Here is a 25318-nt window from a genome sequence, read left to right on the forward strand (position 1 = left end):
GGAGAAAATTAGAAATGACCTTCGTCGTCACCGACAACTGCATCAAGTGCAAGTACACCGACTGCGTAGAAGTGTGTCCGGTGGACTGCTTTTACGAAGGCCCTAACTTCCTGGTGATTCACCCGGATGAGTGCATCGACTGCGCACTGTGCGAACCTGAATGCCCTGCTGTGGCCATCTTCTCGGAAGATGAAATCCCTGCTGGCATGGAAAACTTCATTCAGTTGAACGTTGAGCTGGCTGAAATCTGGCCGAACATCACTGAACGTAAAGATCCACTGCCAGACTCCGCTGAGTGGGATGGCAAGCCAGGCAAGATCGAACACCTCGAACGCTGATTACCCCCGCGTTCCCAAAAAAGGCCCCACAAGGGCCTTTTTGCTTTTCTACAGGCAAAAAAAGGGGCGGTTTGACCCGCCCACATTTTTTCCATATTCCCTGTAATCCTTTTCATCGTCCTGATGAACCGCTTCCTGCGATGTCCATTCCCCTCATCCTTGAAGGGCGTGTCAGTCCGTCGACACACCCCGGATACTAGAGTGTTCTGCAGCAAGAGCAATCACCCCTCAGTGCCCAAACACCGTGTAACACGTTGTTAATTTTGAAAATTATCGTTATTTTTCAAACAGATAAAATTACACCCGAGCATCATTGGCAACTTACAAGGTGTAAAAATAACGAACACTTACGAAAGAGTAAGCAAAGGCTTACAACGCAAGACGACAAACTTGAGAGGACACCGAAGGCAGGTGAAGGCTGTCTCCCAATAACAAAAAGCCCCGAACCAGTCGGGGCTTTTTGTTGAACAGCAACGCATCGCTTATTGAAACAGCGACTCGCTCGACAGGCCGTTTTTCTCCAGGATTTCCCGGAGACGCTTCAGACCTTCAACCTGAATCTGTCTGACCCGCTCGCGGGTCAGGCCAATTTCCAGGCCTACGTCTTCAAGGGTGCTGCTCTCATGACCGCGCAGGCCGAAGCGGCGCACGACCACCTCCCGTTGCTTGTCAGTCAACTCCGAGAGCCATTGATCGATGCTCTGGGACAGGTCGTCATCCTGCAGCAGTTCGCATGGATCGGTTGGTCGATCGTCGGTGAGGGTGTCCAGCAGGGTTTTATCCGAGTCCGGACCCAGCGAGACGTCGACCGAAGAAACCCGCTCGTTCAAGCCCAGCATGCGCTTGACCTCTCCTACCGGTTTTTCCAGCAGGTTGGCGATTTCTTCGGGTGAGGGTTCATGGTCGAGTTTTTGAGTCAGTTCCCGTGCGGCCCGCAGGTACACGTTGAGCTCTTTGACCACATGAATCGGCAACCGGATGGTCCGGGTCTGATTCATGATCGCGCGTTCGATGGTCTGACGAATCCACCAGGTCGCGTAAGTCGAAAAGCGGAAACCGCGCTCGGGGTCGAACTTCTCCACCGCCCGAATCAAGCCGAGGTTGCCCTCTTCGATCAGGTCGAGCAGCGACAAGCCACGATTGACATAGCGCCGGGCGATTTTCACCACCAGCCGCAAGTTACTTTCAATCATGCGTTTGCGCCCGGCCGGATCACCACTTTGCGACAGGCGCGCAAAATGAACTTCTTCTTCGGGGGACAACAGAGGGGAAAAGCCGATTTCATTGAGGTACAGCTGCGTGGCATCGAGTGCCCGCGTGTAATCAATGTACTTGTGTTGCTTTAACGAAGCGGAGTGTTTGGATTTGGCACGAACGGAAGGTGGAGCCGCCCCTTCTTCATTCGACATCGAATCCGTACCGATGCCGGTCTCCATCAGGAGAACCTCATCGTCGATGTCAAACTCCGGCACTTCTTTACTGAGAGCCATTGTTATAGTCCTTTGGTGAGTTCGACCTCAAGCTCAAGCGGCGCCTTTATCCTTGGCAACGCTGGAGCCTGTCCCCTCTACGATGGAACAGGCTGGTAAGCGATCAACGACGCGGCAGGAATTGCAGCGGATCTACAGGTTTACCTTGTCGGCGAATCTCAAAATGCAGTTTCACCCGGTCTGTACCCGTTGACCCCATTTCGGCAATTGTCTGTCCGACCTTGACCTGCTGCCCCTCCCGAACCAACAACCTGCGGTTATGACCGTAGGCACTTACGTAGGTTTCGCTGTGTTTGATGATGACCAATTCGCCGTAGCCCCTTAAGCCACTCCCGGCGTATACCACCGTCCCATCAGACGCAGCTAAAACAGGCTGTCCCAAATCTCCGGCGATATCAATTCCTTTATTCAAACTCCCGTTTGAAGAGAATTTTCCAATCAGAATGCCATTAGAAGGCCATCCCCAGCCGGTCGGGGCTGGGCCGGCAGGCGGTAGCGGAGCAGGTGCCGGCTTGGTGGCGACGGACGGTGCAACCACTGCTGTGCTGGTGGTTGCGCCATTCGCCTGACGCCGGATAACCGTGGTTTTCAGCGACGAAGAAGGCGTTGAATCGGTGGTGCTGGCTACCGGCGCCGGCGTTGAACCGGTACGCCCGTCAAAGCGAATCGTCTGACCCGGACGGATCGTGTAAGGCTCGGGAATGTTGTTGCGGGCCGCGAGCGCCTTGTAGTCCCAGCCATAGCGAAAGGCAATTGAAAACAAGGTGTCTTTCGGCCGGACGACGTATTGGCCGGTCGTCACTGCGGGACGCTGGGCCGCGGCATTGTTGCGGTCGACAACCCGTACATCGCTGGATTTGTTGCTGGAACATCCGACCAGCAAGGTGCTCAAGACAAGGCCAGTCACCAGGCGCTGAAAGCTTGTTGTACCCATACGCTGCGCAATGACTGTGAGACTCACCCGCCGCTCCCTTTGTGGTGGCTGAAAATGTGAAATGCCGTATCCCGGCAGAAAATGTCGCAAGTATAACGGGCCGTGCAAGCTTTACCCTTAATGAAGCGAAATGGCATGGCGCACACGTTTGCTGCCTGGCAAAAAACCCCGTTTAACAGATCGATGCCGCTGTAAGACAAAGGCAATCGAGGAGAATTCAGCGTGCCAAAATAAATGCTCAGGCCAACGGCCCATTGAGCAACGGGACGAAGCGCACCGACCCCAGGACGCGCCTGGAAAAGCCCTGTTCTTCCCGAACGATGAGCATCAATTGTTGAACCTCGCCAGCTCCTACCGGTATGACCAGACGCCCCCCGGGCGCCAGTTGATCGAGCAATGCCTGAGGCACATCGGTCGCCACTGCAGTCACGATGATGCCGTTATAGGGCGCCAGCGCCGGCCAGCCCTCCCAGCCATCGCCCCAGCGGAACACCACGTTGCGCAGGTTCAACTCGACCAGGCGTTCCTTGGCCCGATCCTGCAGCACCTTGATGCGCTCCACGGAAAACACCCGCTCGACCAATTGCGACAACACGGCAGTCTGGTAGCCCGAACCTGTGCCGATCTCCAGCACTTTGTCCAAAGGACCAGCCTCAAGCAGCAACTCACTCATGCGAGCCACCATATAAGGCTGAGAAATGGTCTGGTTATGCCCGATCGGCAGCGCGGTGTCTTCATAGGCACGATGCGCCAGCGCTTCGTCGACGAACAGATGACGTGGCGTACGGCGGATGACTTCCAGCACTTTGGCGTTGGACAGACCCTCTTCGTAAAGACGCTGGATCAAGCGTTCGCGGGTTCGCTGCGAGGTCATTCCGATGCCGCGACGCAGCATATCGTCTTGCTCACGAGACATTAGCGCAGCCCCTCCAGCCAGCCATCGAGACTTCTGAAGGCATCATTGAAGGTGCGATCCAGTTGCAACGGGGTGATGGAAACATAGCCCTGCATCACCGCATGGAAATCGGTGCCCGGTCCGCCGTCTTCGGCATCCCCCGCAGCAGCGATCCAGTAGCCGGCCTTGCCTCGCGGGTCGACCACTTTCATCGGTGCCGCCGCGCGAGCGCGATGGCCGAGTCGGGTCAACTGGATACCGCGAATGTGATCCAGCGGCAGATTGGGAATATTCACGTTCAATACCGTACGCGGAGGCAGATCGAGGTCAGCATGGGCTTCGACCAGTTTGCGCGCAAAGTAAGCCGCTGTGGAAAGGTTCTCGACTTGTCGTGAGACCAGTGAAAAGGCAAACGAAGGACGCGCCAGAAAACGCCCCTCCAGCGCTGCCGCCACGGTGCCGGAATACAGCACATCATCGCCCAGGTTGGCGCCCAGGTTGATCCCGGAAACCACCATGTCCGCTTCACGCTCCAGCAAGCCGTTGAGGCCCAGGTGCACACAATCGGTCGGCGTGCCATTGATGCTGATAAAGCCGTTGGCAAGCGTCTGCGGATGCAACGGACGGTCGAGCGTCAGCGAGCTGCTGGCGCCGCTTTTGTCTTGGTCCGGGGCGATAACCACGCATTCGGTGTAATCCGCCAGCGCAGCATAAAGCGCGGCGAGACCGGGTGCGGTTACCCCATCGTCGTTTGAAATCAGAATACGCATGGGCTGTCCGTCTGCCCCACCGGCACCAGATCAACAAGCTCGCGCACCAATACAGTGGCGAAGCATCCGGCCGGCAGGACGAATTCCAGTTGCAGAATGTCAGGCTCGGGATAATGCCACGTCAACCCGGCAATGGGCAGCCGCAGGATGCGACGTTCGTGGCTCATTCCGGCGTTGATCAACCAATCGCGAAGGTCTGCTTCACGTGCGGCGATCGCCTGCTCCAGTTCATGGACAGCGCCCGTGGCCGGCGAGTCACCTTCGCCCCACTGTGGCCCGGTCGGGTGCAGATCGAGGATTGCCAGTCGCGGGTCGCTGCACTCGGCTTCACCAGCCGGAAAGAAACTGCGGCTGTCGGTGAACGCCAGCAAGTCACCGACTTGAGCGCGCTGCCAGGTGCCATCAGCGACGCGCGCGGCCAACACCTGATTGAACAGAAAACTGCGCGCCGTTGAGAGCAAACGCGATCGCACGTTGCGCTGCTCCGGCAAAGCCTTGCGTGCGGCCCAGGCGCGGGCATCGACCACGTTACCGCCGTCATGGCCGAAACGCTGGGACCCGAAATAGTTGGGGATGCCTTGCTTGGTGATCAGTTGCAGACGCTTTTCTATGGCAGCCTTATCGCCAGCGAACTGCGTCAGGCGCAACGTGAATCCGTTCGCCGAGTGAGCGCCGCGCTGCAGCTTTCGTTTGTGGCGGCTGGTCTTGAGGATTTTCAGCGTGTCGTTTTCTGCCCCCGACAGATCCGGATCGGCCTTGCCCGGCAGTTGCACGCTGAACCACTGGCGCGTCAGCGCCTGACGATCCTTGAGTCCGGCATAGCTCACAGTACGCAATGACACGCCTGCCGCCTTGGCAATCCGTCGCGCCGCTTCTTCAGTGTTCAGGCCGCGTTTTTCCACCCAGATCCACAGGTGTTCGCCGTCGCCGCTCAAGGGAATATCGAGGACTTCGTCGACCTGGAAATCTTCCGCGATGGCTTTGAGTACGGCAGTGCCGAGCGCTTCGCCATAGGCCCGCGGGCCGAGCAATTGCAGTTCGTTCATGCGCGCAGCAACAAGGCAACGGAATGCACGGCAATGCCTTCTTCGCGACCGATAAAACCAAGCTTTTCAGTGGTGGTAGCTTTTACGTTCACTTGATCCAACTCGACTTGAAGATCCGCGGCAATCAACGCACGCATGGATTCGATATGGGGAGCCATTTTCGGCGACTGGGCAACGATGGTGTTATCGACGTTGCCGACCTTCCAGCCCTTGGCGTGGATCAACGCGACGACATGACGCAACAACGCGCGACTGTCGGCCCCCTTGAACTGCGGGTCGGTGTCAGGGAAATGCTTGCCGATATCCCCCAGCGCCGCAGCGCCGAGCAAGGCATCGCTCAAGGCGTGCAGCAGGACGTCACCGTCGGAGTGAGCGAGCAGCCCGAAGCTGTGTGCAATGCGCACGCCGCCCAGAGTAATGAAATCGCCTTCAGCGAAACGGTGCACATCATAGCCGTGGCCAATACGCATAAAAAAACGCCCCGATTTTTGTCAGGGCGTGATTCTACCTGCATTAGTCACCTAGAGCATGCGCGTGATGCCGCAAGTGATCTTCGATGAAACTGGCGATGAAGAAATAGCTGTGGTCGTAACCGGGTTGCAAGCGCAACGTCAGCGGATGACCTGCCAGTTTGGTTGCCTGTTGCAAGGCTTCCGGCTTGAGCTGAGTGGCCAGGAAATCGTCACGATCCCCCTGGTCGACCAGTAATGGCAGTTTTTCGTCAGCCTCGGCAATCAATGCGCAAGCATCCCATTCACGCCATTTCGAACGGTCTTCGCCCAGGTAACGGGAAAAGGCTTTCTGGCCCCAAGGGCAATCCATCGGATTGTTGATCGGCGAGAACGCCGACACCGACAGATAACGCCCTGGATTGCGCAAGGCACAGACCAGCGCACCGTGACCACCCATTGAATGACCGCTGATGCCACGTTTTTCCGACGCCGGGAAATGGGCTTCAACCAGTGCCGGCAATTCCTGCACGACATAGTCATGCATCCGATAGTGCCGCGACCAGGGTTCCTGCGTGGCATTCAGATAGAAGCCGGCTCCGAGACCGAAGTCCCAGGCGCCATCCGGATCACCCGGCACATCAGGACCGCGAGGGCTGGTGTCGGGTGCGACGATGATCAGCCCCAATTCAGCGGCCATGCGCATGGCGCCGGCCTTTTGCATGAAGTTCTCGTCGCTGCAGGTCAGGCCGGACAACCAGTACAACACCGGCAACTTGCCGCCCTGCTCCGCTTGCGGCGGTAGGTACACGGCGAACACCATGTCGCAGCCGAGCACATCTGAGCGGTGCCTGTAGCGTTTGTGCCAGCCGCCAAAGCTTTTCTGGCAGGAGATATTTTCCAGGCTCATGACAGACCTCAGAAATGGATGACGGAGCGGATGCTTTTTCCTTCATGCATCAGGTCAAACGCCTTGTTGATATCTTCCAGGCCCATGGTATGGGTGATGAAAGTATCCAGCGGAATCTCGCCGGTTTCGGCCATTTCCACGTAGCTTGGCAACTCGGTACGGCCACGTACGCCGCCAAACGCCGAACCGCGCCAGACGCGACCGGTGACCAACTGGAACGGACGGGTGGCGATTTCCTGACCAGCACCGGCAACGCCGATGATCACCGACTCGCCCCAGCCTTTGTGGCAGCATTCAAGAGCGGCGCGCATCAATTGCACGTTGCCGATGCATTCGAAGGAAAAGTCGACACCGCCGTCAGTCATGTCGACGATGACTTCCTGGATTGGACGGTCGAAGTCTTTCGGGTTCACGCAATCGGTTGCACCCAGCTGCTTGGCGATCTCGAACTTGGCCGGGTTGATGTCGATGGCGATGATGCGCGCAGCCTTGGCTTTGACCGCGCCGATGACTGCCGACAGACCGATGCCGCCAAGACCGAAAATCGCCACGGTATCACCTGGTTTCACCTTGGCGGTGTTGAGTACCGCGCCGATGCCGGTGGTGACACCGCAACCCAGCAGGCAGACTTTTTCCAGAGGTGCGTCTTTAGCAATCTTGGCGACGGAGATTTCCGGCAAAACGGTGTATTCGGAGAACGTCGAAGTACCCATGTAGTGGAAAATCGTTTCGCCCTTGTAGGAAAAACGCGAAGTGCCATCCGGCATCAAACCTTTGCCCTGGGTCGCGCGAATCGCCTGACAGAGATTGGTTTTACCCGACAGACAGAATTTGCACTGGCGGCATTCCGGCGTGTACAGCGGGATCACATGATCACCCACCGCTACGGAAGTCACGCCCTCACCGATGGCCTCTACAATCGCACCGCCTTCGTGACCCAGGATCGACGGGAAGATGCCTTCCGGGTCAGCACCGGACAAGGTGTAGGCATCGGTATGGCAAACACCGGAAGCCACCACGCGCAGCAACACTTCACCGGCCTTGGGCATGGCGACATCGACTTCAACGATCTCCAAAGGTTTTTTGGCCTCGAAGGCAACGGCGGCGCGCGACTTGATCATGGTGGTTCTCCAGTGAATAAAAACGAGACAAGGAGTGTAATACAGCGCCGCAGGATGAATAATCGAGGCAAATGCAAAATATTATTGCCGTGCAGGGATAATCCTTGATGTCCGATAACCGCTGGGAAGGCATCGACGAGTTTGTTGCAGTCGCCGAATGCAGTCAGTTCACCGCTGCCGCCGAACGCTTGGGAGTTTCGTCCTCCCATATCAGTCGACAAATCGTACGCCTGGAAGAGCGACTGCAAACCCGTCTGCTCTACCGCAGTACGCGCCGAGTCACGCTCACAGAGGCTGGGCAAACTTTTCTGCAACATTGCCAGCGCTTGCAGGATGGCCGCGAGGAAGCACTGCGAGCGGTCAGCGACCTGACCAGCGAACCAAAAGGCATGTTGCGCATGACCTGCGCCGTGGCCTACGGCGAACGCTTTATCGTGCCGCTGGTGACTCGGTTTATGGGGCTCTACCCACAACTGCGGATCGACATCGAACTGAGCAATCGCCAACTCGATCTCGTACATGAAGGCCTGGACCTGGCGATACGCCTCGGTCGCTTGCAGGACTCGCGATTGGTCGCCACCCGCCTCGCACCACGGCGCATGTATCTATGCGCGTCGCCTTCCTACGTGGAGCGGTATGGTCGCCCACACAGTTTGTCGGAGTTGAGCCGGCACAACTGCCTCATCGGTAGTTCAGATCTTTGGCAATTGGAACAGAACGGGCGAGAATTTTCCCAGCGGGTCCAGGGAAACTGGCGTTGCAACAGTGGGCAAGCTGTGTTGGATGCCGCGCTACAAGGCGTAGGACTGTGTCAGTTGCCGGACTATTACGTACTGGAGCATTTGAATAGCGGTGCATTGATTTCGTTGCTCGAAGCACATCAACCACCGAACACAGCGGTTTGGGCGTTGTATCCACAGCAGCGGCATTTGTCGCCAAAGGTGAGAAAACTGGTGGATTATTTGAAGGAGGGGTTGGCTGAAAGGCCTGAATACCGGGGTTGAATTTACCGAGGCGGTACCGTTAAACATTTACTGACTGAACTGCCGCAATCGCGGGCAAGCCCGCTCCTACAGTCGGTGTCGAACGAAGATCTTTGGAACGCCACTGCCCCCTGTAGGAGCAAGCTTGCTCGCGATCGGGGCAACTCGGCTTCAAGTCAATCAGCGACGATTGGCCCAGCGCTGACGCAACCACTCCAAATCCTCAGGACGCGTCACCTTGAGGTTGTCGGATCGACCTTCGATCAGCCGTGGCGCCGAACCGGCCCACTCCATGGCCGAAGCTTCATCGGTGACCACCGCATCCGCCACCAGACTGTCTGCCAAAGCCCGATGCAACGCCCCGAGGCGAAACATCTGCGGCGTGTAGGCCTGCCAGATCACGCTGCGATCCACGGTTTCGACCACACGACCGTGCTTGTCGACCCGCTTGAGCGTATCCCGCGCCGGAACCGCCAACAAACCACCGACCGGATCATCCGCCAGTTCATCCAACAATTTATCGAGATCATCTCGGGCCAGATTCGGTCGTGCGGCATCGTGAACCAATACCCAATCCTCATCATCAGCTCCCTGCGCATGCAAGTGCAGCAACGCATTGAGCACCGACCCGGAACGTTCGGAACCGCCCTCGACCCGGGCAATACGCGGATCACTGGCACAGGCCAAGTTCGGCCAATAAGGATCATCAACAGCAAGACTGACCACCAGGCCCTTCAGGCATGGATGATCAAGGAAACAGCCGAGGCTGTGTTCGAGAATAGTGCGCCCGCCCAGTTGCAAGTATTGCTTGGGACGGTCCGCGGCCATACGGGCACCGACGCCCGCGGCAGGAATCACGGCCCAGAAGGCCGGCAGACACAGGTTCATTGTGCCAACTGGTAAAGGGTTTCACCGTCCTTGACCATGCCCAGCTCATGGCGAGCCCGCTCTTCAACGGTCTCCATGCCCTTTTTCAACTCGCTGACTTCCGCGTCCATCACCCGATTGCGCTCCAGCAACGTCTGGTTCTCAGCTTGCTGATCGGCAATCTGCTGAGTCAGCTCGGCCACTTGCGCCAGACTGCCATTACCCACCCACAGGCGGTATTGCAGGCCAGCCAGCAACAGGAGCAAGACGAGGAACAACCAATTGGGACTGCGCATCGAATATCAGGTATCCAGTGAAAAAAGACAGCCATACCAAAACATGAAGCTACTGATAGCACGAAGCCTGGAAGAACCAGGCTTGTGCTGATAAGGCATCAGATTAGTGGCAAAAGCGTCGCTGTAGCGATTTTTCCGACACAATCCGGTGTCTTTTTACCATGTACTGATTAACCGCGGAATTCGCTGCGGCCGTTGTACTTGGCTTTGCCGTTCAACTGCTCTTCGATACGCAGCAGTTGGTTGTACTTGGAAACACGATCGGAACGGCACAGGGAGCCGGTCTTGATCTGGCCAGCCGAAGTGCCCACGGCCAGGTCGGCAATGGTCGAATCTTCGGTTTCGCCGGAACGGTGCGAGATCACGGCGGTGTAACCGGCGGCCTTGGCCATCTGGATGGCTTCCAGGGTTTCGGTCAGGGTGCCGATCTGGTTGAACTTGATCAGGATCGAGTTGGCGATCTTTTTATCGATGCCTTCTTTCAGGATCTTGGTGTTGGTCACGAACAGGTCGTCACCTACCAGTTGAGTCTTCTCGCCGATCTTGTCGGTGAGGATCTTCCAGCCAGCCCAGTCGGACTCGTCCAGGCCATCTTCGATGGAGATGATCGGGTAACGCTCGGTCAGGCCTTTCAGGTAATCAGCGAAACCTTCAGCGGTGAACACCTGGCCTTCGCCGGACAGGTTGTACTTGCCATCTTCGTAGAATTCACTGGCCGCGCAGTCCAGAGCCAGGGTCACGTCGGTGCCCAGCTTGTAACCAGCGTTGGCCACGGCTTCGGAGATCACCTTCAAAGCGTCTTCGTTGGAAGCCAGGTTTGGCGCGAAACCACCTTCGTCACCCACGGCTGTGCTCAGGCCACGGGCTTTGAGCACAGCTTTGAGGTGATGGAAAATCTCGGTGCCCATGCGCAGACCTTCCGAGAAAGACTTGGCGCCAACCGGCTGAACCATGAATTCCTGGATGTCGACGTTGTTATCGGCGTGCTCGCCACCGTTGATGATGTTCATCATCGGAACCGGCATCGAGTAAACACCCGGGGTGCCGTTCAGGTTGGCGATGTGAGCGTACAGCGGCAGGTCCTGGTCCTGTGCTGCTGCCTTGGCTGCGGCCAGGGAAACGGCGAGGATCGCGTTGGCGCCCAGGGAACCTTTGTTTTCAGTACCGTCGAGCTTGATCATCGCCAGATCCAGCGCTTTCTGGTCGCTTGGATCAGAGCCTTTCAACAGGTCGCGGATCGGACCGTTGATGTTGGCGACTGCTTTCAGAACGCCCTTGCCCAGGTAACGGCTCTTGTCGCCATCACGCAGCTCGAGCGCTTCACGCGAGCCAGTGGAAGCACCGGACGGCGCGCAAGCACTGCCGATGATGCCGTTGTCGAGAAGCACGTCCGCTTCCACGGTGGGATTGCCACGGGAGTCGAGAACTTCACGACCTTTGATGTCGACGATTTTAGCCATTGTTGTAAACACTCCAAAGTTGACGAAAACGCTTACTGCTCGATTTATAACTTGTAGGTCACACTTGTAGGAGCCGGCTTGCCGGCGATGGGGCCCGTAAGGACGCTATCGCCAGCAAGCCGGCGCCTACAATCGAATTCCGATGCTACGCGGTTTCTACCGTCGGAAAACTCTTCACCAATTCGTCCAGAGCTTTGAGCTGGGCCAGGAACGGCTCCAGTTTGTCCAGACGCAAGGCGCAAGGGCCGTCGCATTTGGCGTTGTCCGGGTCCGGGTGGGCTTCCAGGAACAGGCCGGCCAGAGACTGGCTCATGCCGGCTTTTGCCAGGTCGAGAACCTGGGCGCGGCGACCGCCGGCGGAGTCGGAACGACCGCCTGGCATTTGCAGCGCGTGGGTCACGTCGAAGAACACCGGGTACTCGAACTGCTTCATGATGCCGAAGCCGAGCATGTCCACAACCAGGTTGTTGTAGCCGAAGCTCGAACCACGTTCGCAGAGGATCAACTGGTCGTTACCCGCTTCCACACACTTGTTCAGGATGTGTTTCATTTCCTGTGGCGCGAGGAACTGGGCTTTCTTGATGTTGATCACCGCACCGGTCTTGGCCATCGCGACCACGAGGTCGGTCTGGCGCGACAGGAAGGCCGGCAACTGGATGATGTCGCAGACTTCAGCGACGACCGCGGCCTGCTCAGGCTCGTGGACGTCGGTGATGATCGGCACGCCAAAGGCTTGCTTGATGTCCTGGAAAATCCGCATGCCCTCTTCCAGGCCGGGGCCACGGTAAGAGGTCACGGAGGAACGGTTGGCCTTGTCGAAGCTGGCCTTGAACACGTAAGGGATACCCAGCTTCTGGGTAACCTTGACGTACTCTTCGCAGACCTGCATCGCCATGTCGCGGCTTTCCAGCACGTTCATGCCACCGAACAGCACCATTGGCTTGTCGTTGGCAATTTCGATATCGCCTACGCGGATGATCTTCTGCGCCATAAGGTTCAAGCCTTCTTCTGGTGTTGAGCCAAAGCTGCCTTGACGAAACCACTGAACAACGGGTGACCGTCGCGAGGTGTCGAGGTGAACTCAGGGTGGAACTGGCAAGCAACGAACCAAGGATGATCCGGCGCTTCAACCACTTCAACCAAGGCGCCATCACCGGAACGACCGGAGATTTTCAGGCCGGCTTCGATGATCTGCGGCAGCAGGTTGTTGTTCACTTCGTAGCGATGACGGTGACGCTCGACGATCACGTCCTTGCCGTAGCAGCCATGAACCAGGGAACCCGGCTCTAACAGGCAGTCCTGCGCGCCAAGGCGCATGGTGCCGCCAAGGTCGGACGCTTCGGTACGGGTTTCGACCGCGCCGGTAGCATCTTCCCACTCGGTGATCAAACCGACGACCGGGTGACCGCTTGCACGATCGAACTCGGTGGAGTTGGCGTCTTTCCAGCCCAGCACGTTACGAGCGAACTCGATCACGGCCACTTGCATGCCCAGGCAGATACCCAGGTACGGAACCTTGTTTTCGCGAGCGTACTGAACGGCAGTGATCTTGCCTTCCACGCCACGCAGACCGAAGCCGCCAGGCACCAGAATCGCGTCGACGCCTTCCAGCAGCGCGGTGCCTTGGTTTTCGATGTCTTCGGAGTCAATGTAGCGCAGGTTGACCTTGGTACGGTTGCTGATACCGGCGTGGCTCATCGCTTCGATCAGCGACTTGTACGCGTCCAGCAGTTCCATGTACTTTCCGACCATGGCGATGGTGACTTCGTGCTCAGGATTGAGCTTGGCGTCGACCACGGCTTCCCACTCGGAAAGATCGGCACCGCCGCATTGCAGGCCGAAACGCTCGACGACGAAATCGTCCAGGCCCTGGGAGTGCAGGATGCCCGGGATCTTGTAGATGGTATCGGCGTCTTCCAGCGCGATCACCGCACGTTCTTCAACGTTGGTGAACTGCGCGATCTTGCGACGGGACGATACATCGATCGGGTGATCGGAGCGGCAAACCAGCACGTCTGGCTGCAGGCCAATGGAACGCAGCTCTTTGACCGAGTGCTGGGTTGGCTTGGTTTTGGTTTCGCCGGCGGTGGCGATGTACGGCACCAGTGTCAGGTGCATCAGCATCGCGCGCTTGGCGCCGACTTCGAAACGCAGTTGGCGAATGGCTTCGAGGAACGGTTGGGATTCGATGTCACCCACGGTGCCACCGATTTCGACCATTGCCACGTCGGCATCGCCGGCGCCCTTGATGATGCGGCGCTTGATTTCGTCAGTGATGTGCGGAATGACCTGGATGGTTGCACCCAGGTAATCACCACGGCGCTCTTTGCGCAGCACGTGCTCGTAGACACGGCCGGTGGTGAAGTTGTTGTTCTGGGTCATGGTCGTGCGGATGAACCGCTCGTAATGGCCCAGGTCCAGGTCGGTCTCGGCGCCATCGTGGGTGACGAACACTTCACCGTGCTGGAACGGGCTCATGGTGCCCGGGTCGACGTTGATGTACGGGTCCAGCTTCAGCATGGTGACCTTAAGTCCCCGCGCCTCCAGGATGGCCGCCAATGATGCCGATGCAATGCCTTTCCCCAATGAAGAAACAACACCGCCCGTGACGAATATGTAGCGCGTCATGAAAAACCCTAGAAGTCTGCGTTAAAGCGGTCCGAGCCGCCGGGGAAAGCGAAGGAAGGCCGAAGCCCCCGATCACCTGCATTAATCACAGTGCACCTTTCAAAAAAACCGCCGCGTTGGGACAGACCGGGAGATGAAACACCGGTACGTTGCTCGCTACACATTTTTTGGAATCGCCCAGCAAAGACTGCTTGGTAATCGGCAACTCCTGTAATTCAGGTGAATCCACAGAAGTTGTATCAAGAAGGGAGCGTAGTCTACCGGAAAGCCCCTTTCAGCTCAAACCTTGATCTTCGCCCGGTGGCTGCCAATGCAAACTCCAGCGACCCAGCGCACCGCCATCGAGCCCTTCCAGGTTCGCTACCGCCAGCAATTGCTCGCCCTTGAACAGCAGCGGCAATCTGCCGCGCACGAACGTCGGCACCCCGCGCTCGTTGAGCAACCGCTTGAGGTCGCGGTGGCCGCGGCCGGGCAACTCCATCATTTCGCCACCTTGACGATAGCGGATATGCAAAGGGCCATCGGGGATTTGCCCCTTCAGCGTGAGCACGCCGTTTTTTGGTAACGTCAGTGGCCGCGCGGGGTCAGGCCATGCCCCAACCGCTGGCACTACGCACAACCAACTGCCGGACAACCACCAGCCCCGTCCGCCCGACCGATGCATTTCGCCATCGGCCAGTCGCCAAACTGGTCGGGCATCGCCGGTGGCATCGCGTAAATTATTCCAACCCGACCAATGGTCGCTGTCGGGGAGTCGAGTCAGCGGTTCGAGCCAGTAGCGCAATGCATTACGTTGCCTGGCAGCAGAAAGCTCAACCAGCGTCGACAGCTCCAGAGAGGGCACGCCCAACCACTCAAATGCATGGACGGAGCTCCCACCGGGTACGGTGGCGTTGGCATTGTTGAGGTCGATTTGTGCCAGTTCATCGAGCAAACCCTGTGCTTCGCTCAGATGCGCAGCGCTGCGGGCCATGGTCGTCATCGCTTGTGGCCAGCGTGCGGTCAATGCCGGGAACACCTGATGGCGCAGGTAATTGCGTGAGAATTGGCGATCCAGGTTGGAAGGATCTTCGATCCAACTCAGCTGATGCACGGCGGCGTAAGCTTCCAGTTCCGCCCTTGAAGCGTCGAGCAAGGGTCGTAGTAGATAGCCTTTTCCCAAAGGACGCTGGCGCGGCATTCCTGATAGCCCCCTCACTCCAGCCCCACGCAATAAGCGGAACAGCAAGGTTTCGGCCTGATCGTCACGGTGCTGGGCAGCCAGCAATACTTCGTTGGCCTGAGTGACCTCAGCGAAGGCGCTATACCGCGCATCCCGCGCCGCGCGCTCAACACTGGCGCCGGGCTGCACCTGCACTCGAACGACCTGTAACGGTACCTCCAACGATTCGCACACTGCCTGACAATGTTTCGGCCACGCATCAGCCGCAGCCTGAAGGCCATGATGGACATGGATGGCGCTCAGCGCCGGCAGGGATTCGGATTTAGCAAGATTGGCGAGAAGATGCAGGAGGACAGTGGAATCAAGACCACCGGAGAATGCAATTTTCCAGGTTGAGGCGTTGCGCCAGGACTGCAGATTTAACAGTACCCTGGAAGGCAAATTCATCGCGGACTGACCCATTTTTGCCTCTGCGCACAAATCAAATGTGGGAGCGAGCCTGCTCGCGATAACGTTACAACAGCCAACAGATGTGTTGGATGTTAAACCTCATCGCGAGCAGGCTCGCTCCCACATGGGTACAACGCAGTCTGATTTACAGACCGTAGCTCATCAGACGCGCATATCGACGGTCCAGCAGCGCCTTGTTGTCGAACTTCTTGAGCATCGCCAGTTGCGAGCTCAGCTCGGCACGGATCGAAGCAGCCGCAGCCGCCGGATCACGGTGCGCACCGCCCAGAGGCTCGCCAATCACTTTGTCGACGATGCCCAGGCCTTTGAGGCGCTCGGCAGTAATGCCCATGGCTTCAGCGGCGTCCGGCGCTTTCTCCGCGGTTTTCCACAGGATCGAAGCGCAACCTTCCGGCGAGATCACCGCGTAGGTCGAGTATTGCAGCATGTTCAACTGATCGCAGACGCCGATGGCCAGTGCACCACCGGAACCACCCTCACCGATCACGGTGGCGATGATTGGGGTTTTCAGGCGAGCCATCACGCGCAGGTTCCAGGCAATCGCTTCGCTCTGGTTACGCTCTTCAGCGTCGATGCCAGGGTAGGCGCCCGGGGTGTCGATGAAAGTCAGGATCGGCATTTTGAAACGTTCGGCCATTTCCATCAGGCGGCAGGCCTTGCGGTAACCTTCCGGACGCGGCATGCCGAAGTTGCGGCGAACCTTTTCGCGCACTTCCCGGCCTTTCTGGTGACCGATTACCATCACAGGCTGGTCGTCCAGACGGGCAATGCCACCGACGATGGCGGCGTCGTCGGAGAAGTGACGGTCACCGTGCAGCTCATCGAACTCGGTGAAGATGTGTTCGATGTAGTCCAGGGTATAGGGACGTTTCGGGTGACGCGCCAGACGCGCGATCTGCCAACTGGTCAGCTTGCCGAAGATGTCTTCGGTCAGCGTGCTGCTTTTGTCCTGCAGGCGGGAGATCTCATCGCCGATATTCAGCGAATTGTCATTACCGACCAAGCGCAACTCTTCGATCTTGGCTTGCAGGTCGGCGATCGGCTGTTCGAAATCTAGAAAATTCGGGTTCATAGGCGTCCGTCTTGGGTCGACATCCAAGAGAGCTTGGGCCGGCCGGTTGTCTATTCGCGCCCTACCTTAAGGGAGTGGCGCGTTCAGGTCGAGATTAAAAATTCAGGTCAAGGTCAGGTCAAACCAATAGCACTGACCGTCAACGGTATTGGAGGAAGACGTTGTCTCGCCCGAACTGGTCACGCAGGGCTTGAATCAACGCATCCGCCGGATCAATTCGCCAACCTTCGCCGAACTGCAGCAAGGCTTTCGCATCGGGACTGGTGTAGTCCATGGTGATCGGGCACGCACCGCGATGACGCTTCAACAATTCACCCAGCCAGCGTAGCTGATCGCCCTTGAGATCCTTGGCATGCAGCTTCAGGCGCAGGCTTTCGGCCAGATTGGTGCGCGCATCTTCCATGCTCATCACCCGCTTGACCCGTAGCCGCAGGCCACCGGAGAAGTCGTCGTTGCTGACTTCACCTTCGACCACCACCATCGCATCGGTCTGCAACAGCGATTGCGCGGAGTGGAACGCATCGGCGAACAGCGACGCTTCGATCCGCCCCGAGCGGTCGTCGAGGGTGATGAAGCCCATCTTGTCGCCCTTTTTGTTTTTCATTACTCGAAGAGCAATGATCATCCCGGCGACGGTTTGGGTATCGCGTGCCGGCTTCAGGTCGATGATGCGCTGACGGGCGAAGCGGCGGATTTCGCCTTCGTATTCGTCAATCGGGTGACCGGTCAAATACAGGCCCAGGGTGTCTTTCTCGCCTTTCAGGCGTTCCTTGAGAGTCAGCTCCTTGGCCTTGCGGTGATTGGCGTAAACATCAGCATCTTCTTCCACAAACAGCCCGCCAAACAGGTCGGCATGGCCACTGTCGTGGGTCCGGGCGGTTTGTTCGGCGGCTTTGATCGCCTCTTCCATCGCGGTCAGCAAGACGGCGCGATTGCGGTCGATATTGGCCTGATAGGCTTTCGGCTCGTCATGGAAATAAGGACCAAGACGATCCAGCGCACCGCTGCGGATCAAGCCGTCGAGGGTTCGCTTGTTGATGCGCTTGAGATCCACCCGCGCACAGAAATCGAACAAATCCGTGAACGGACCGTCCTGCCGCGCTTCGGTAATCGCTTCGACCGGACCTTCGCCCACACCCTTGATCGCGCCTAGGCCGTAAATGATCCGGCCTTCGTCGTTCACCGTGAACTTGAATTCGGAGGTATTCACGTCCGGCGCGTCGAGGCGCAGCTTCATCGTGCGCACTTCTTCGATCAAGGTCACGACCTTGTCGGTGTTGTGCATATCTGCCGAGAGCACCGCGGCCATGAACGGCGCCGGGTAGTGCGCTTTCAGCCACGCGGTCTGGTACGACACCAGGCCATAGGCAGCGGAGTGGGATTTGTTGAAGCCGTAACCGGCGAATTTTTCTACCAGGTCGAAAATGTTACCGGCCAGGTCGGCGTCGATATTGTTGGTGGCGCAACCCTCAATGAAACCGCCGCGCTGCTTGGCCATCTCCTCAGGCTTTTTCTTACCCATGGCTCGACGCAGCATGTCCGCGCCGCCGAGGGTGTAACCGGCCATGACCTGGGCAATCTGCATCACCTGTTCTTGGTACAGGATGATGCCGTAGGTCGGGGCCAATACTGGCTTCAAGCCTTCGTACTGGTAGTCCGAGTGCGGATACGCCAGCTCGGCCCGACCGTGCTTGCGGTTGATAAAGTCGTCCACCATGCCCGATTGCAGCGGGCCAGGACGGAACAGTGCCACCAGTGCGATCAAGTCTTCCAGGCAGTCGGGCTTGAGCTTTTTGATCAGCTCTTTCATGCCGCGGGATTCAAGCTGGAACACCGCCGTGGTTTCGGCTTTTTGCAGCAGCGTGTAGGTCGGCTTGTCGTCCAGCGGGATAAAGGCGATATCCAGCGGCGGCTCGTTGACCTTGGCGCGGTCGCGGTTGATGGTTTTCAGCGCCCAGTCGATGATCGTCAGGGTCCGCAGGCCGAGGAAGTCGAACTTCACCAGGCCGGCCGCTTCAACGTCGTCCTTGTCGAACTGGGTAACCAGACCATCACCCGCTTCGTCGCAATAGATCGGCGAGAAGTCGGTCAGTTTGGTCGGCGCGATTACCACGCCACCGGCATGTTTACCGACGTTACGCACAACGCCTTCGAGCTTGCGGGCCATCTCCCAGATTTCCGCCGCTTCCTCATCGACCTTGATGAAGTCGCGCAGGATTTCTTCCTGCTCGTAGGCTTTTTCCAGGGTCATGCCGACTTCGAACGGAATCATCTTCGACAGACGGTCCGCCAGGCCATAAGACTTGCCCTGCACTCGCGCCACGTCTCGAACTACAGCCTTGGCGGCCATGGAACCGAAGGTGATGATCTGGCTAACCGCATTGCGACCGTATTTCTCGGCCACGTAGTCGATTACCCGGTCACGACCGTCCATGCAGAAGTCGACGTCGAAGTCGGGCATCGATACCCGTTCCGGGTTAAGGAAACGTTCGAACAGCAGGTCATATTCCAGCGGGTCGAGGTCGGTGATCTTCTGCACATAGGCCACCAGCGACCCGGCACCCGACCCCCGGCCAGGACCGACCGGCACGCCGTTGCTCTTGGCCCACTGGATAAAGTCCATCACGATCAGGAAGTAACCGGGGAAGCCCATCTGGATGATGATATCCAGCTCGAAATTCAGCCGATCGACATAGACCTGACGCTTGGCCTCGTAGTCTTCGGTGGTGTCCTTGGGCAGCAGGACCGCAAGGCGCTCTTCCAGGCCATCGAACGAGACTTTGCGGAAGTATTCGTCGATGGTCATGCCATCGGGAATCGGGAAGTTGGGCAGGAAGTGAGTGCCCAGTTTTACTTCGATGTTGCAGCGCTTGGCGATCTCGACGGTGTTTTCCAGCGCTTCGGGAATGTCGCTGAACAGCTCGGCCATTTCCTCGGCGCTTTTGAGGTATTGCTGATCGCTGTAGTTCTTCGAACGCCGCGGATCGTCAAGGGCGCGACCCTCACCGATGCACACGCGGGTTTCGTGGGCGGCGAAGTCTTCCTGCTTGATAAAGCGCACATCGTTGGTCGCCACCAGCGGCGCGCCAATCTTCTCGGCCAGGGCCACGGCGCCGTGCAGTTGTTCTTCATCGTTGGGGCGGTTGGTGCGCTGGATTTCCAGATAGAAGCGGTCCGGGAACACCGCCATCCACTCGCGCGCCAGGTTTTCGGCTTCGTCCGGATTGCCACTGAGCATGGCCTGCCCGATCTCGCCCTCTTTCGCTGCCGACAGCATGATCAAGCCTTCGTTGGCTTCGGCCACCCACTCGCGCTCGATGATGATCGAGCCATTGCGCTGGCCGTCGATGAAGCCACGGGAGATCAATTCGGTCAGATTGCGATAGCCCTCGGCGTTCATCACCAGCAGGCTGATCCGGCTCAGCGGGTTGTCCGGATCCTTGTTCGACAGCCACAGGTCGGCGCCACAGATCGGCTTGATCCCGGCACCCATGGCATTTTTATAGAATTTGACCAGGGAACACATGTTGTTCTGGTCGGTGACCGCAACGGCAGGCATGTTCATGCCGACCAGGGTCTTGACCAGCGGTTTGATCCGCACCAGACCGTCGACCAGGGAATATTCAGTGTGCAGGCGTAGATGAACGAATGAAGCCGGCATAGTGATCCTGCGTTAAGTCATGAAAACAACAAGGCCCGGATTGTACCGGGCCTTGGTAGAAAAAATCAGCCTTGCTAAATTTCGATCAGACTTTCGCGTACTTCGTATGCGAGGCGTACCGGGGCGAACGAGCGCCGGTGAATCGGGGTCGGCCCCAAGCGCGCCAATGCTTCCAGATGAACGGGTGTTGGATAGCCTTTGTGCCCGCCGATCCCGTAGCCCGGGTAGATCAATTCGAAAGCAGCCATCTCGCGGTCACGACTGACCTTGGCCAGAATCGACGCTGCCGCGATGGCCGGAACCTTGCCATCGCCCTGCACTACCGCTTCAGCGCGCATCGGCAGTTTCGGGCAACGGTTGCCGTCGATCATCGCCAGTTTCGGCTGGATGTGCAGCCCGGCAATCGCGCGCTGCATGGCCAGCATGGTGGCGTGGAGGATGTTCAGTTCGTCGATCTCTTCGACTTCTGCGCGGGCGATGCACCAGCTCAGGGCTTTCTCGCAGATTTCGTCGTAGAGCTTTTCGCGGCGCGCTTCGGTGAGTTTCTTAGAGTCATTCAGGCCGAGAATCGGACGGTTCGGATCAAGGATCACCGCAGCCGTGACCACGGCACCGCAGAGCGGGCCGCGACCGACTTCATCGACACCGGCAACCAATTCTTCGACTTCAGCGACCAAGGTGAAATCCAGCCCCATCTGCATGCTTGTTTTACTCATTTTACTTGGCCAATCAGGTTCAGCACTGCATCCGCAGCCTGGTTAGAGGCATCCAGACGAAGGGTCCGATGAATTTCATCAAAACCGCGGGTTTGCTCTTCCCCACCTTCGATCAGGGGTGAAAGGGTTTGAGCCAGTGCTTCGACCGTTGCCTCGTCCTGCAGCAACTCCGGTACCAGCAGTCGCTGGGCCAACAGATTCGGCAGGGAAACGTAGGGACTTTTCACCATGCGCTTGAGAATCCAGAACGTCAGCGGCGCCAGGCGATAGGCGACCACCATCGGCCGCTTGTACAGCAAGGCTTCAAGTGTGGCGGTTCCAGAGGCAATCAGCACGGCGTCGCATGCAGCCAGCGCCAGATGGGATTTGCCATCGAGCAGGGTCAGCGGCAAATCTCGGCCAGCCAACAACTCTTCAAGCTGCGCCCGACGCTGCGGGTTGGCGCAAGGCACGATAAAACGTACACCTGGACGCAGTGCCCGTAGCCGCTGCGCCGTATCGAGAAACAACGCACCGAGACGACCCACTTCGCCGCCACGACTGCCCGGCATCAGAGCAACCAATGGACCGTCGGGCAATCCAAGCTCGGCCCGCGCAGCAGCACGGTCGGCTTCGAGCGGGATGGCGTCGGCCAGGGTGTGCCCGACAAACCGCACGGGCACACCTTTCTCTTCGTAGAATTTCGCTTCGAACGGGAACAGCGTGAGCATCAGGTCGCAACCTTCGCGAATCTTCAGCACCCGTTTCTGCCGCCAGGCCCAGACCGACGGGCTGACGTAATGCACGGTCTTGATCCCGGCCTGACGTAGCTTGAGTTCGATAGTGAGGTTGAAGTCCGGGGCATCGATGCCGATGAACACGTCCGGCTTCGCAGCGATCAGGTCCGCGACCAGTTTCTTGCGCCGAGCCAGCAACTCGCGCAACCGGCCGAGGACTTCCACCAGGCCCATGACCGACAGGCGTTCCATGGGGAAATACGAAGTCAGGCCTTCAGCCTGCATCAACGGACCGCCGACGCCGATGAAATCGATTGCCGGGTGCTGAGCCTTGAGCGCGCGCATCAGACCCGCGCCCAGAATATCGCCGGAAGCCTCACCCGCCACCAGCGCAATACGCAGATTGGCCATGATTAGCGGGTGATGCCGCGGGTCGAAGACTGGATGGAGTCACGGAACACCGCAACTTCCGGAAACTGTATCGACGGTTCGGCCAGCTCGGCGAGCGCCTGCTCAACGGTCAAGCCCTGGCGGTAAACCACTTTATAGGCACGACGCAAAGCGTGGATCGCATCTTCGCTGAAACCACGACGGCGCATGCCTTCGAAGTTCATGCTGCGAGCTTCGGCCGGATTGCCGAACACCGTGACATACGCCGGTACGTCCTTGCCGATGGCGGTCCCCATACCGGAAAAGCTGTGTGCTCCGATGTGGCAATACTGGTGAACCAGGGTGAAGCCGGACAGGATCGCCCAGTCTTCAACGTGCACGTGGCCAGCCAATGCGGTGTTGTTGACCAGGATGCAGTGGTTACCAATGACGCTGTCGTGGCCGATGTGGGCATAGGCCATGATCAGGTTGTGATCGCCCAGGGTCGTTTCCGAACGGTCCTGAATGGTCCCACGGTGAATCGTCACGCCTTCGCGGATGACGTTATGGTCACCGATCACCAGGCGCGTTTCTTCGCCTTTGTATTTCAGGTCCGGTGTGTCTTCGCCTACCGAGGAAAACTGGTAGATGCGGTTGTGCTTACCGATTCGGGTCGGGCCTTTGAGGATCACGTGCGGCCCGATCACTGTTCCCTCGCCGATTTCCACACCTGCGCCGATGATCGACCACGGGCCGACCTCGACACCGTCAGCCAGGACGGCCGCCGGATCGATGATTGCGCGAGGGTCAATCAAACTCATAGTTTGCGTTCCGCACAGATGATTTCAGCAGAGCAGACCGGTTTGCCGTCGACCGAAGCCTGGCATTCAAACTTCCAGATCTGACGCTTGCAGCTCAGGAATTTGGCTTCAAGGATCAACTGATCGCCCGGCAATACCGGCTGGCGGAAACGCAGTTTGTCGGAGCCTACGAAGTAATAAAGGGTGCCGTCGGCCGGTTTCACGTCGAGCATCTTGAAACCAAGGATCCCGGCAGCCTGAGCCATCGCTTCGATGATCAGCACGCCCGGCATGATTGGATGCGCAGGGAAGTGACCATTGAAGAACGGTTCGTTGATGCTGACATTCTTGTAGGCGCGAATGCGCTTGCCTTCCACATCCAGATCCACGACCCGGTCCACCAGCAGGAACGGGTAACGGTGAGGCAGGTATTCGCGAATCTCGTTGATGTCCATCATTTCGGGGGGAAGCCTATGTAAAGATTGGGAGCGCGCGACTGACGCGCACTCCTCTAGCAAATCAAGGACGCAGTCTAGCGGCTGTGCACACTTGATATGGAAATGGTATCAGCCATCTGATGAAGCATTACCGTCAGGGGTCACTTCCCCTACTTGCTTTTCCAGCTGTCGCAGACGCCGCGCGATGTCATCGAGCTGACGAATACGTGCCGCGCTTTTGCGCCACTCGGCTGCCGGTTGCATCGCCGTACCGGAAGAATAAGCGCCCGGCTCGGTAATCGAGTGAGTCACCATGGTCATCCCGGTGATGAAAACGTTGTCGCAAATATCGATATGCCCCACCAGCCCTACGCCACCGGCGAGCATGCAATGCTTGCCGATTTTGGTGCTGCCGGATATTCCCACGCACGCTGCCATGGCGGTGTGATCACCGACCTGGACGTTATGGGCAATCTGAATCTGGTTGTCGAGCTTCACGCCGTTGCCAATGATCGTATCGGCCAGTGCACCACGGTCGATGGCCGTATTCACGCCAATCTCCACGTCGTCACCGACCAGAACACCACCAATCTGGGCGATTTTCTGCCAAATGCCTTTCTCGTTGGCAAAACCGAAGCCTTCACCACCGAGCACGGCACCGGATTGAATAACCACCCGTTTGCCGACGCGCACGTCGTGATACAGCGTGACGCGCGGTGCAAGCCAGCCTCCTTCACCGATGACGCTACGGGCACCGATGAAACAATGCGCACCAATGGTCGTACCAGCGCCAATCTGCGCACCGCTTTCGATGACCACGAAGGCACCGATACTCGCCGCCGGATCAACGACCGCGTCCGGCGCAATGACTGCAGACGGATGAATACCCGCGGCGGCCTTTGGCTTGGGATCGAACAGATGAGAAATGCGAGCGTAGGCGGTGTAAGGATCAGGCACCACCAGCGCATCCCCGGCAAACCCCTCGGCGTCAGCGGCTTTCAGCAACAGGGCTGCAGCCTGACAACCAGCCAGGTATTTACGGTATTGGGGATTTGCCAGAAAGCTCAACTGAGCTGGGCCAGCCTCCTGCAAGGTGGCTAGCCCAGTAATTGCTTTCTCAGGGTCGCCACGCAGTGTGGCGCCGAGGAACTCGGCCAATTGGCCGAGCTTGATAGTCGCGGTCATGGATTACTTCAGCTGATTCATGCGCTCGATAACCTGGCGCGTGATGTCGTACTGAGGTTTGACATCAATCACTGCGCCACGCTCGAAGACCAGGTCAAAAGCACCTTTCTTGATGACTTCTTCCACAGCACTGTCCAGTTTCGGTTTGAGCTGCTTCAGCATTTCACGGTCAGCAACGGCTTTGGCTTCGTTCAGTTCTTTGGACTGGAACTGGAAATCACGGGCCTTTTGCTTGAATTCAAGCTCCAGACGCTCACGCTCGCCTTGCTGCATTTTGTCGCCACCAGCCATCAGACGGTCCTGGATACCCTTGGCGCTGCTTTCCAGCGTCTTGAGCTTGGTCAGTTGAGGACCGAACTTTTTCTCGGCATCCACGGCGTATTTCTTGGCCGCATCGGACTCCAGCAGCGCCATCTGATAGTTCAGCACGGCAATTTTCATGTCGGCAAATGCCGGGCCCGCTACCAGTACGGAAGCCAGGAGAACCAATTGAGTCAACTTACGCACGATGCACTCCTACAAAATCCATTGTCGTTATCTTG

The 25318-nt window shown here is 58.0% G+C and carries 24 protein-coding genes; 2 read left to right on the plus strand and 22 right to left on the minus strand.

The window, feature by feature from the left end; genetic code table 11:
* Window positions 1-14 precede the first annotated feature (14 nt).
* Window positions 15-338 (plus strand): ferredoxin FdxA, encoded by a 324-nt coding sequence (gene fdxA / locus ABVN21_RS17720; protein WP_339554436.1) that lies wholly within the window; start codon window positions 15-17, stop codon window positions 336-338.
* A 482-nt stretch (window positions 339-820) separates the two neighbouring features.
* On the opposite strand, the gene rpoS is transcribed toward fdxA, so the two are convergent.
* From rpoS to ABVN21_RS17760, 8 genes are all read right to left on the minus strand, one after another.
* Complete coding sequence (gene rpoS, locus ABVN21_RS17725) at window positions 821-1828, minus strand: RNA polymerase sigma factor RpoS (protein ID WP_034149873.1); 1008 nt, start codon at window positions 1826-1828, stop codon at window positions 821-823.
* Window positions 1829-1931: 103 nt separating this feature from the next.
* Entirely contained in the window at window positions 1932-2789 is an 858-nt protein-coding gene (locus tag ABVN21_RS17730; protein WP_339554435.1) for a peptidoglycan DD-metalloendopeptidase family protein, read from the minus strand.
* 211 nt (window positions 2790-3000) lie between these two features.
* On the minus strand, window positions 3001-3636 hold the full coding sequence (locus tag ABVN21_RS17735; RefSeq protein ID WP_339554457.1) for a protein-L-isoaspartate(D-aspartate) O-methyltransferase: 636 nt from the start codon (window positions 3634-3636) through the stop codon (window positions 3001-3003).
* Window positions 3637-3677: 41 nt separating this feature from the next.
* Window positions 3678-4427 carry a 5'/3'-nucleotidase SurE gene (gene surE, locus ABVN21_RS17740; protein WP_339554434.1) on the minus strand — a complete coding sequence of 250 codons (750 nt, stop codon included), beginning with the start codon at window positions 4425-4427 and terminating at the stop codon, window positions 3678-3680.
* Window positions 4415-5473: a tRNA pseudouridine(13) synthase TruD gene (gene truD / locus ABVN21_RS17745; RefSeq protein ID WP_339554433.1), complete on the minus strand. Its 1059-nt coding sequence runs from the start codon at window positions 5471-5473 to the stop codon at window positions 4415-4417. Before truD ends, surE begins: the two co-directional genes overlap by 13 nt.
* Entirely contained in the window at window positions 5470-5943 is a 474-nt protein-coding gene (gene ispF, locus ABVN21_RS17750) for a 2-C-methyl-D-erythritol 2,4-cyclodiphosphate synthase (RefSeq protein WP_339554432.1), read from the minus strand. The genes truD and ispF overlap by 4 nt, the downstream gene beginning before the upstream one ends.
* A gap of 43 nt (window positions 5944-5986) precedes the next feature.
* A complete protein-coding gene (gene fghA / locus ABVN21_RS17755) occupies window positions 5987-6832 on the minus strand; it encodes an S-formylglutathione hydrolase (RefSeq protein ID WP_339554431.1) in 846 nt (281 codons plus the stop codon).
* Between the two features lie 8 nt (window positions 6833-6840).
* The gene (locus ABVN21_RS17760) at window positions 6841-7953 is read right to left on the minus strand and encodes an S-(hydroxymethyl)glutathione dehydrogenase/class III alcohol dehydrogenase (protein WP_339554430.1); all 1113 of its coding nucleotides are present in this window, start codon (window positions 7951-7953) and stop codon (window positions 6841-6843) included.
* Window positions 7954-8060: 107 nt separating this feature from the next.
* On the opposite strand from ABVN21_RS17760, the gene ABVN21_RS17765 reads away from it, so the two are divergent.
* Window positions 8061-8957 carry a LysR substrate-binding domain-containing protein gene (locus tag ABVN21_RS17765; protein WP_339554429.1) on the plus strand — a complete coding sequence of 299 codons (897 nt, stop codon included), beginning with the start codon at window positions 8061-8063 and terminating at the stop codon, window positions 8955-8957.
* Between the two features lie 159 nt (window positions 8958-9116).
* On the opposite strand, the gene ispD is transcribed toward ABVN21_RS17765, so the two are convergent.
* The 14 genes from ispD to ABVN21_RS17835 form a co-directional block, all read right to left on the minus strand.
* Window positions 9117-9824 (minus strand): 2-C-methyl-D-erythritol 4-phosphate cytidylyltransferase, encoded by a 708-nt coding sequence (gene ispD / locus ABVN21_RS17770; protein ID WP_339554428.1) that lies wholly within the window; start codon window positions 9822-9824, stop codon window positions 9117-9119.
* Complete coding sequence (gene ftsB, locus ABVN21_RS17775; RefSeq protein ID WP_008057335.1) at window positions 9821-10099, minus strand: cell division protein FtsB; 279 nt, start codon at window positions 10097-10099, stop codon at window positions 9821-9823. Before ftsB ends, ispD begins: the two co-directional genes overlap by 4 nt.
* 170 nt (window positions 10100-10269) lie before the next feature.
* Window positions 10270-11559 (minus strand): phosphopyruvate hydratase, encoded by a 1290-nt coding sequence (eno, locus tag ABVN21_RS17780; protein WP_150704250.1) that lies wholly within the window; start codon window positions 11557-11559, stop codon window positions 10270-10272.
* 145 nt (window positions 11560-11704) lie between these two features.
* Window positions 11705-12550, minus strand: a complete 846-nt coding sequence (kdsA, locus tag ABVN21_RS17785) for a 3-deoxy-8-phosphooctulonate synthase (RefSeq protein ID WP_150704249.1) — start codon at window positions 12548-12550, stop codon at window positions 11705-11707.
* 5 nt (window positions 12551-12555) lie between these two features.
* On the minus strand, window positions 12556-14187 hold the full coding sequence (locus ABVN21_RS17790) for a CTP synthase (protein WP_008057332.1): 1632 nt from the start codon (window positions 14185-14187) through the stop codon (window positions 12556-12558).
* A 274-nt stretch (window positions 14188-14461) separates the two neighbouring features.
* Window positions 14462-15811: a tRNA lysidine(34) synthetase TilS gene (gene tilS / locus ABVN21_RS17795; RefSeq protein WP_339554427.1), complete on the minus strand. Its 1350-nt coding sequence runs from the start codon at window positions 15809-15811 to the stop codon at window positions 14462-14464.
* 133 nt (window positions 15812-15944) lie between these two features.
* On the minus strand, window positions 15945-16892 hold the full coding sequence (locus ABVN21_RS17800) for an acetyl-CoA carboxylase carboxyltransferase subunit alpha (protein WP_339554426.1): 948 nt from the start codon (window positions 16890-16892) through the stop codon (window positions 15945-15947).
* 139 nt (window positions 16893-17031) lie between these two features.
* The gene (dnaE, locus tag ABVN21_RS17805) at window positions 17032-20553 is read right to left on the minus strand and encodes a DNA polymerase III subunit alpha (RefSeq protein ID WP_339554425.1); all 3522 of its coding nucleotides are present in this window, start codon (window positions 20551-20553) and stop codon (window positions 17032-17034) included.
* A gap of 74 nt (window positions 20554-20627) precedes the next feature.
* On the minus strand, window positions 20628-21254 hold the full coding sequence (rnhB, locus tag ABVN21_RS17810; protein WP_339554456.1) for a ribonuclease HII: 627 nt from the start codon (window positions 21252-21254) through the stop codon (window positions 20628-20630).
* An 11-nt stretch (window positions 21255-21265) separates the two neighbouring features.
* Window positions 21266-22396 (minus strand): lipid-A-disaccharide synthase, encoded by a 1131-nt coding sequence (lpxB, locus tag ABVN21_RS17815; RefSeq protein ID WP_339554424.1) that lies wholly within the window; start codon window positions 22394-22396, stop codon window positions 21266-21268.
* Between the two features lie 2 nt (window positions 22397-22398).
* Window positions 22399-23175: an acyl-ACP--UDP-N-acetylglucosamine O-acyltransferase gene (gene lpxA / locus ABVN21_RS17820; RefSeq protein ID WP_339554423.1), complete on the minus strand. Its 777-nt coding sequence runs from the start codon at window positions 23173-23175 to the stop codon at window positions 22399-22401.
* Window positions 23172-23612 carry a 3-hydroxyacyl-ACP dehydratase FabZ gene (fabZ, locus tag ABVN21_RS17825; RefSeq protein ID WP_007907157.1) on the minus strand — a complete coding sequence of 147 codons (441 nt, stop codon included), beginning with the start codon at window positions 23610-23612 and terminating at the stop codon, window positions 23172-23174. The genes lpxA and fabZ overlap by 4 nt, the downstream gene beginning before the upstream one ends.
* Before the next feature lie 108 nt (window positions 23613-23720).
* Window positions 23721-24776: a UDP-3-O-(3-hydroxymyristoyl)glucosamine N-acyltransferase gene (lpxD, locus tag ABVN21_RS17830; protein WP_339554422.1), complete on the minus strand. Its 1056-nt coding sequence runs from the start codon at window positions 24774-24776 to the stop codon at window positions 23721-23723.
* 3 nt (window positions 24777-24779) lie between these two features.
* Complete coding sequence (locus tag ABVN21_RS17835; RefSeq protein ID WP_007990260.1) at window positions 24780-25283, minus strand: OmpH family outer membrane protein; 504 nt, start codon at window positions 25281-25283, stop codon at window positions 24780-24782.
* Between the last annotated feature and the right edge of the window lie 35 nt (window positions 25284-25318).

It is taken from the genome of Pseudomonas sp. MYb327 (assembly GCF_040438925.1).
Taxonomy (GTDB): domain Bacteria; phylum Pseudomonadota; class Gammaproteobacteria; order Pseudomonadales; family Pseudomonadaceae; genus Aquipseudomonas.

What these genes read in the sequence shown, in the direction of transcription:
- lpxB (WP_339554424.1), bottom strand. Translation starts at nt 22,396, where the DNA reads ATGGCCAATCTGCGTATTGCGCTGGTGGCGGGTGAGGCTTCCGGCGAT.
- dnaE (WP_339554425.1), bottom strand. Translation starts at nt 20,553, where the DNA reads ATGCCGGCTTCATTCGTTCATCTACGCCTGCACACTGAATATTCCCTG.
- ABVN21_RS17735 (WP_339554457.1), bottom strand. Translation starts at nt 3,636, where the DNA reads ATGACCTCGCAGCGAACCCGCGAACGCTTGATCCAGCGTCTTTACGAA.
- ispF (WP_339554432.1), bottom strand. Translation starts at nt 5,943, where the DNA reads ATGCGTATTGGCCACGGCTATGATGTGCACCGTTTCGCTGAAGGCGAT.
- ispD (WP_339554428.1), bottom strand. Translation starts at nt 9,824, where the DNA reads ATGAACCTGTGTCTGCCGGCCTTCTGGGCCGTGATTCCTGCCGCGGGC.
- rpoS (WP_034149873.1), bottom strand. Translation starts at nt 1,828, where the DNA reads ATGGCTCTCAGTAAAGAAGTGCCGGAGTTTGACATCGACGATGAGGTT.
- ABVN21_RS17765 (WP_339554429.1), top strand. Translation starts at nt 8,061, where the DNA reads ATGTCCGATAACCGCTGGGAAGGCATCGACGAGTTTGTTGCAGTCGCC.
- rnhB (WP_339554456.1), bottom strand. Translation starts at nt 21,254, where the DNA reads ATGCAGATGGGGCTGGATTTCACCTTGGTCGCTGAAGTCGAAGAATTG.
- fabZ (WP_007907157.1), bottom strand. Translation starts at nt 23,612, where the DNA reads ATGATGGACATCAACGAGATTCGCGAATACCTGCCTCACCGTTACCCG.
- ftsB (WP_008057335.1), bottom strand. Translation starts at nt 10,099, where the DNA reads ATGCGCAGTCCCAATTGGTTGTTCCTCGTCTTGCTCCTGTTGCTGGCT.
- kdsA (WP_150704249.1), bottom strand. Translation starts at nt 12,550, where the DNA reads ATGGCGCAGAAGATCATCCGCGTAGGCGATATCGAAATTGCCAACGAC.
- tilS (WP_339554427.1), bottom strand. Translation starts at nt 15,811, where the DNA reads ATGGGTCAGTCCGCGATGAATTTGCCTTCCAGGGTACTGTTAAATCTG.
- lpxD (WP_339554422.1), bottom strand. Translation starts at nt 24,776, where the DNA reads ATGACCGCGACTATCAAGCTCGGCCAATTGGCCGAGTTCCTCGGCGCC.
- truD (WP_339554433.1), bottom strand. Translation starts at nt 5,473, where the DNA reads ATGAACGAACTGCAATTGCTCGGCCCGCGGGCCTATGGCGAAGCGCTC.
- ABVN21_RS17800 (WP_339554426.1), bottom strand. Translation starts at nt 16,892, where the DNA reads ATGAACCCGAATTTTCTAGATTTCGAACAGCCGATCGCCGACCTGCAA.
- fdxA (WP_339554436.1), top strand. Translation starts at nt 15, where the DNA reads ATGACCTTCGTCGTCACCGACAACTGCATCAAGTGCAAGTACACCGAC.
- ABVN21_RS17760 (WP_339554430.1), bottom strand. Translation starts at nt 7,953, where the DNA reads ATGATCAAGTCGCGCGCCGCCGTTGCCTTCGAGGCCAAAAAACCTTTG.
- surE (WP_339554434.1), bottom strand. Translation starts at nt 4,427, where the DNA reads ATGCGTATTCTGATTTCAAACGACGATGGGGTAACCGCACCCGGTCTC.
- eno (WP_150704250.1), bottom strand. Translation starts at nt 11,559, where the DNA reads ATGGCTAAAATCGTCGACATCAAAGGTCGTGAAGTTCTCGACTCCCGT.
- lpxA (WP_339554423.1), bottom strand. Translation starts at nt 23,175, where the DNA reads ATGAGTTTGATTGACCCTCGCGCAATCATCGATCCGGCGGCCGTCCTG.
- ABVN21_RS17790 (WP_008057332.1), bottom strand. Translation starts at nt 14,187, where the DNA reads ATGACGCGCTACATATTCGTCACGGGCGGTGTTGTTTCTTCATTGGGG.
- fghA (WP_339554431.1), bottom strand. Translation starts at nt 6,832, where the DNA reads ATGAGCCTGGAAAATATCTCCTGCCAGAAAAGCTTTGGCGGCTGGCAC.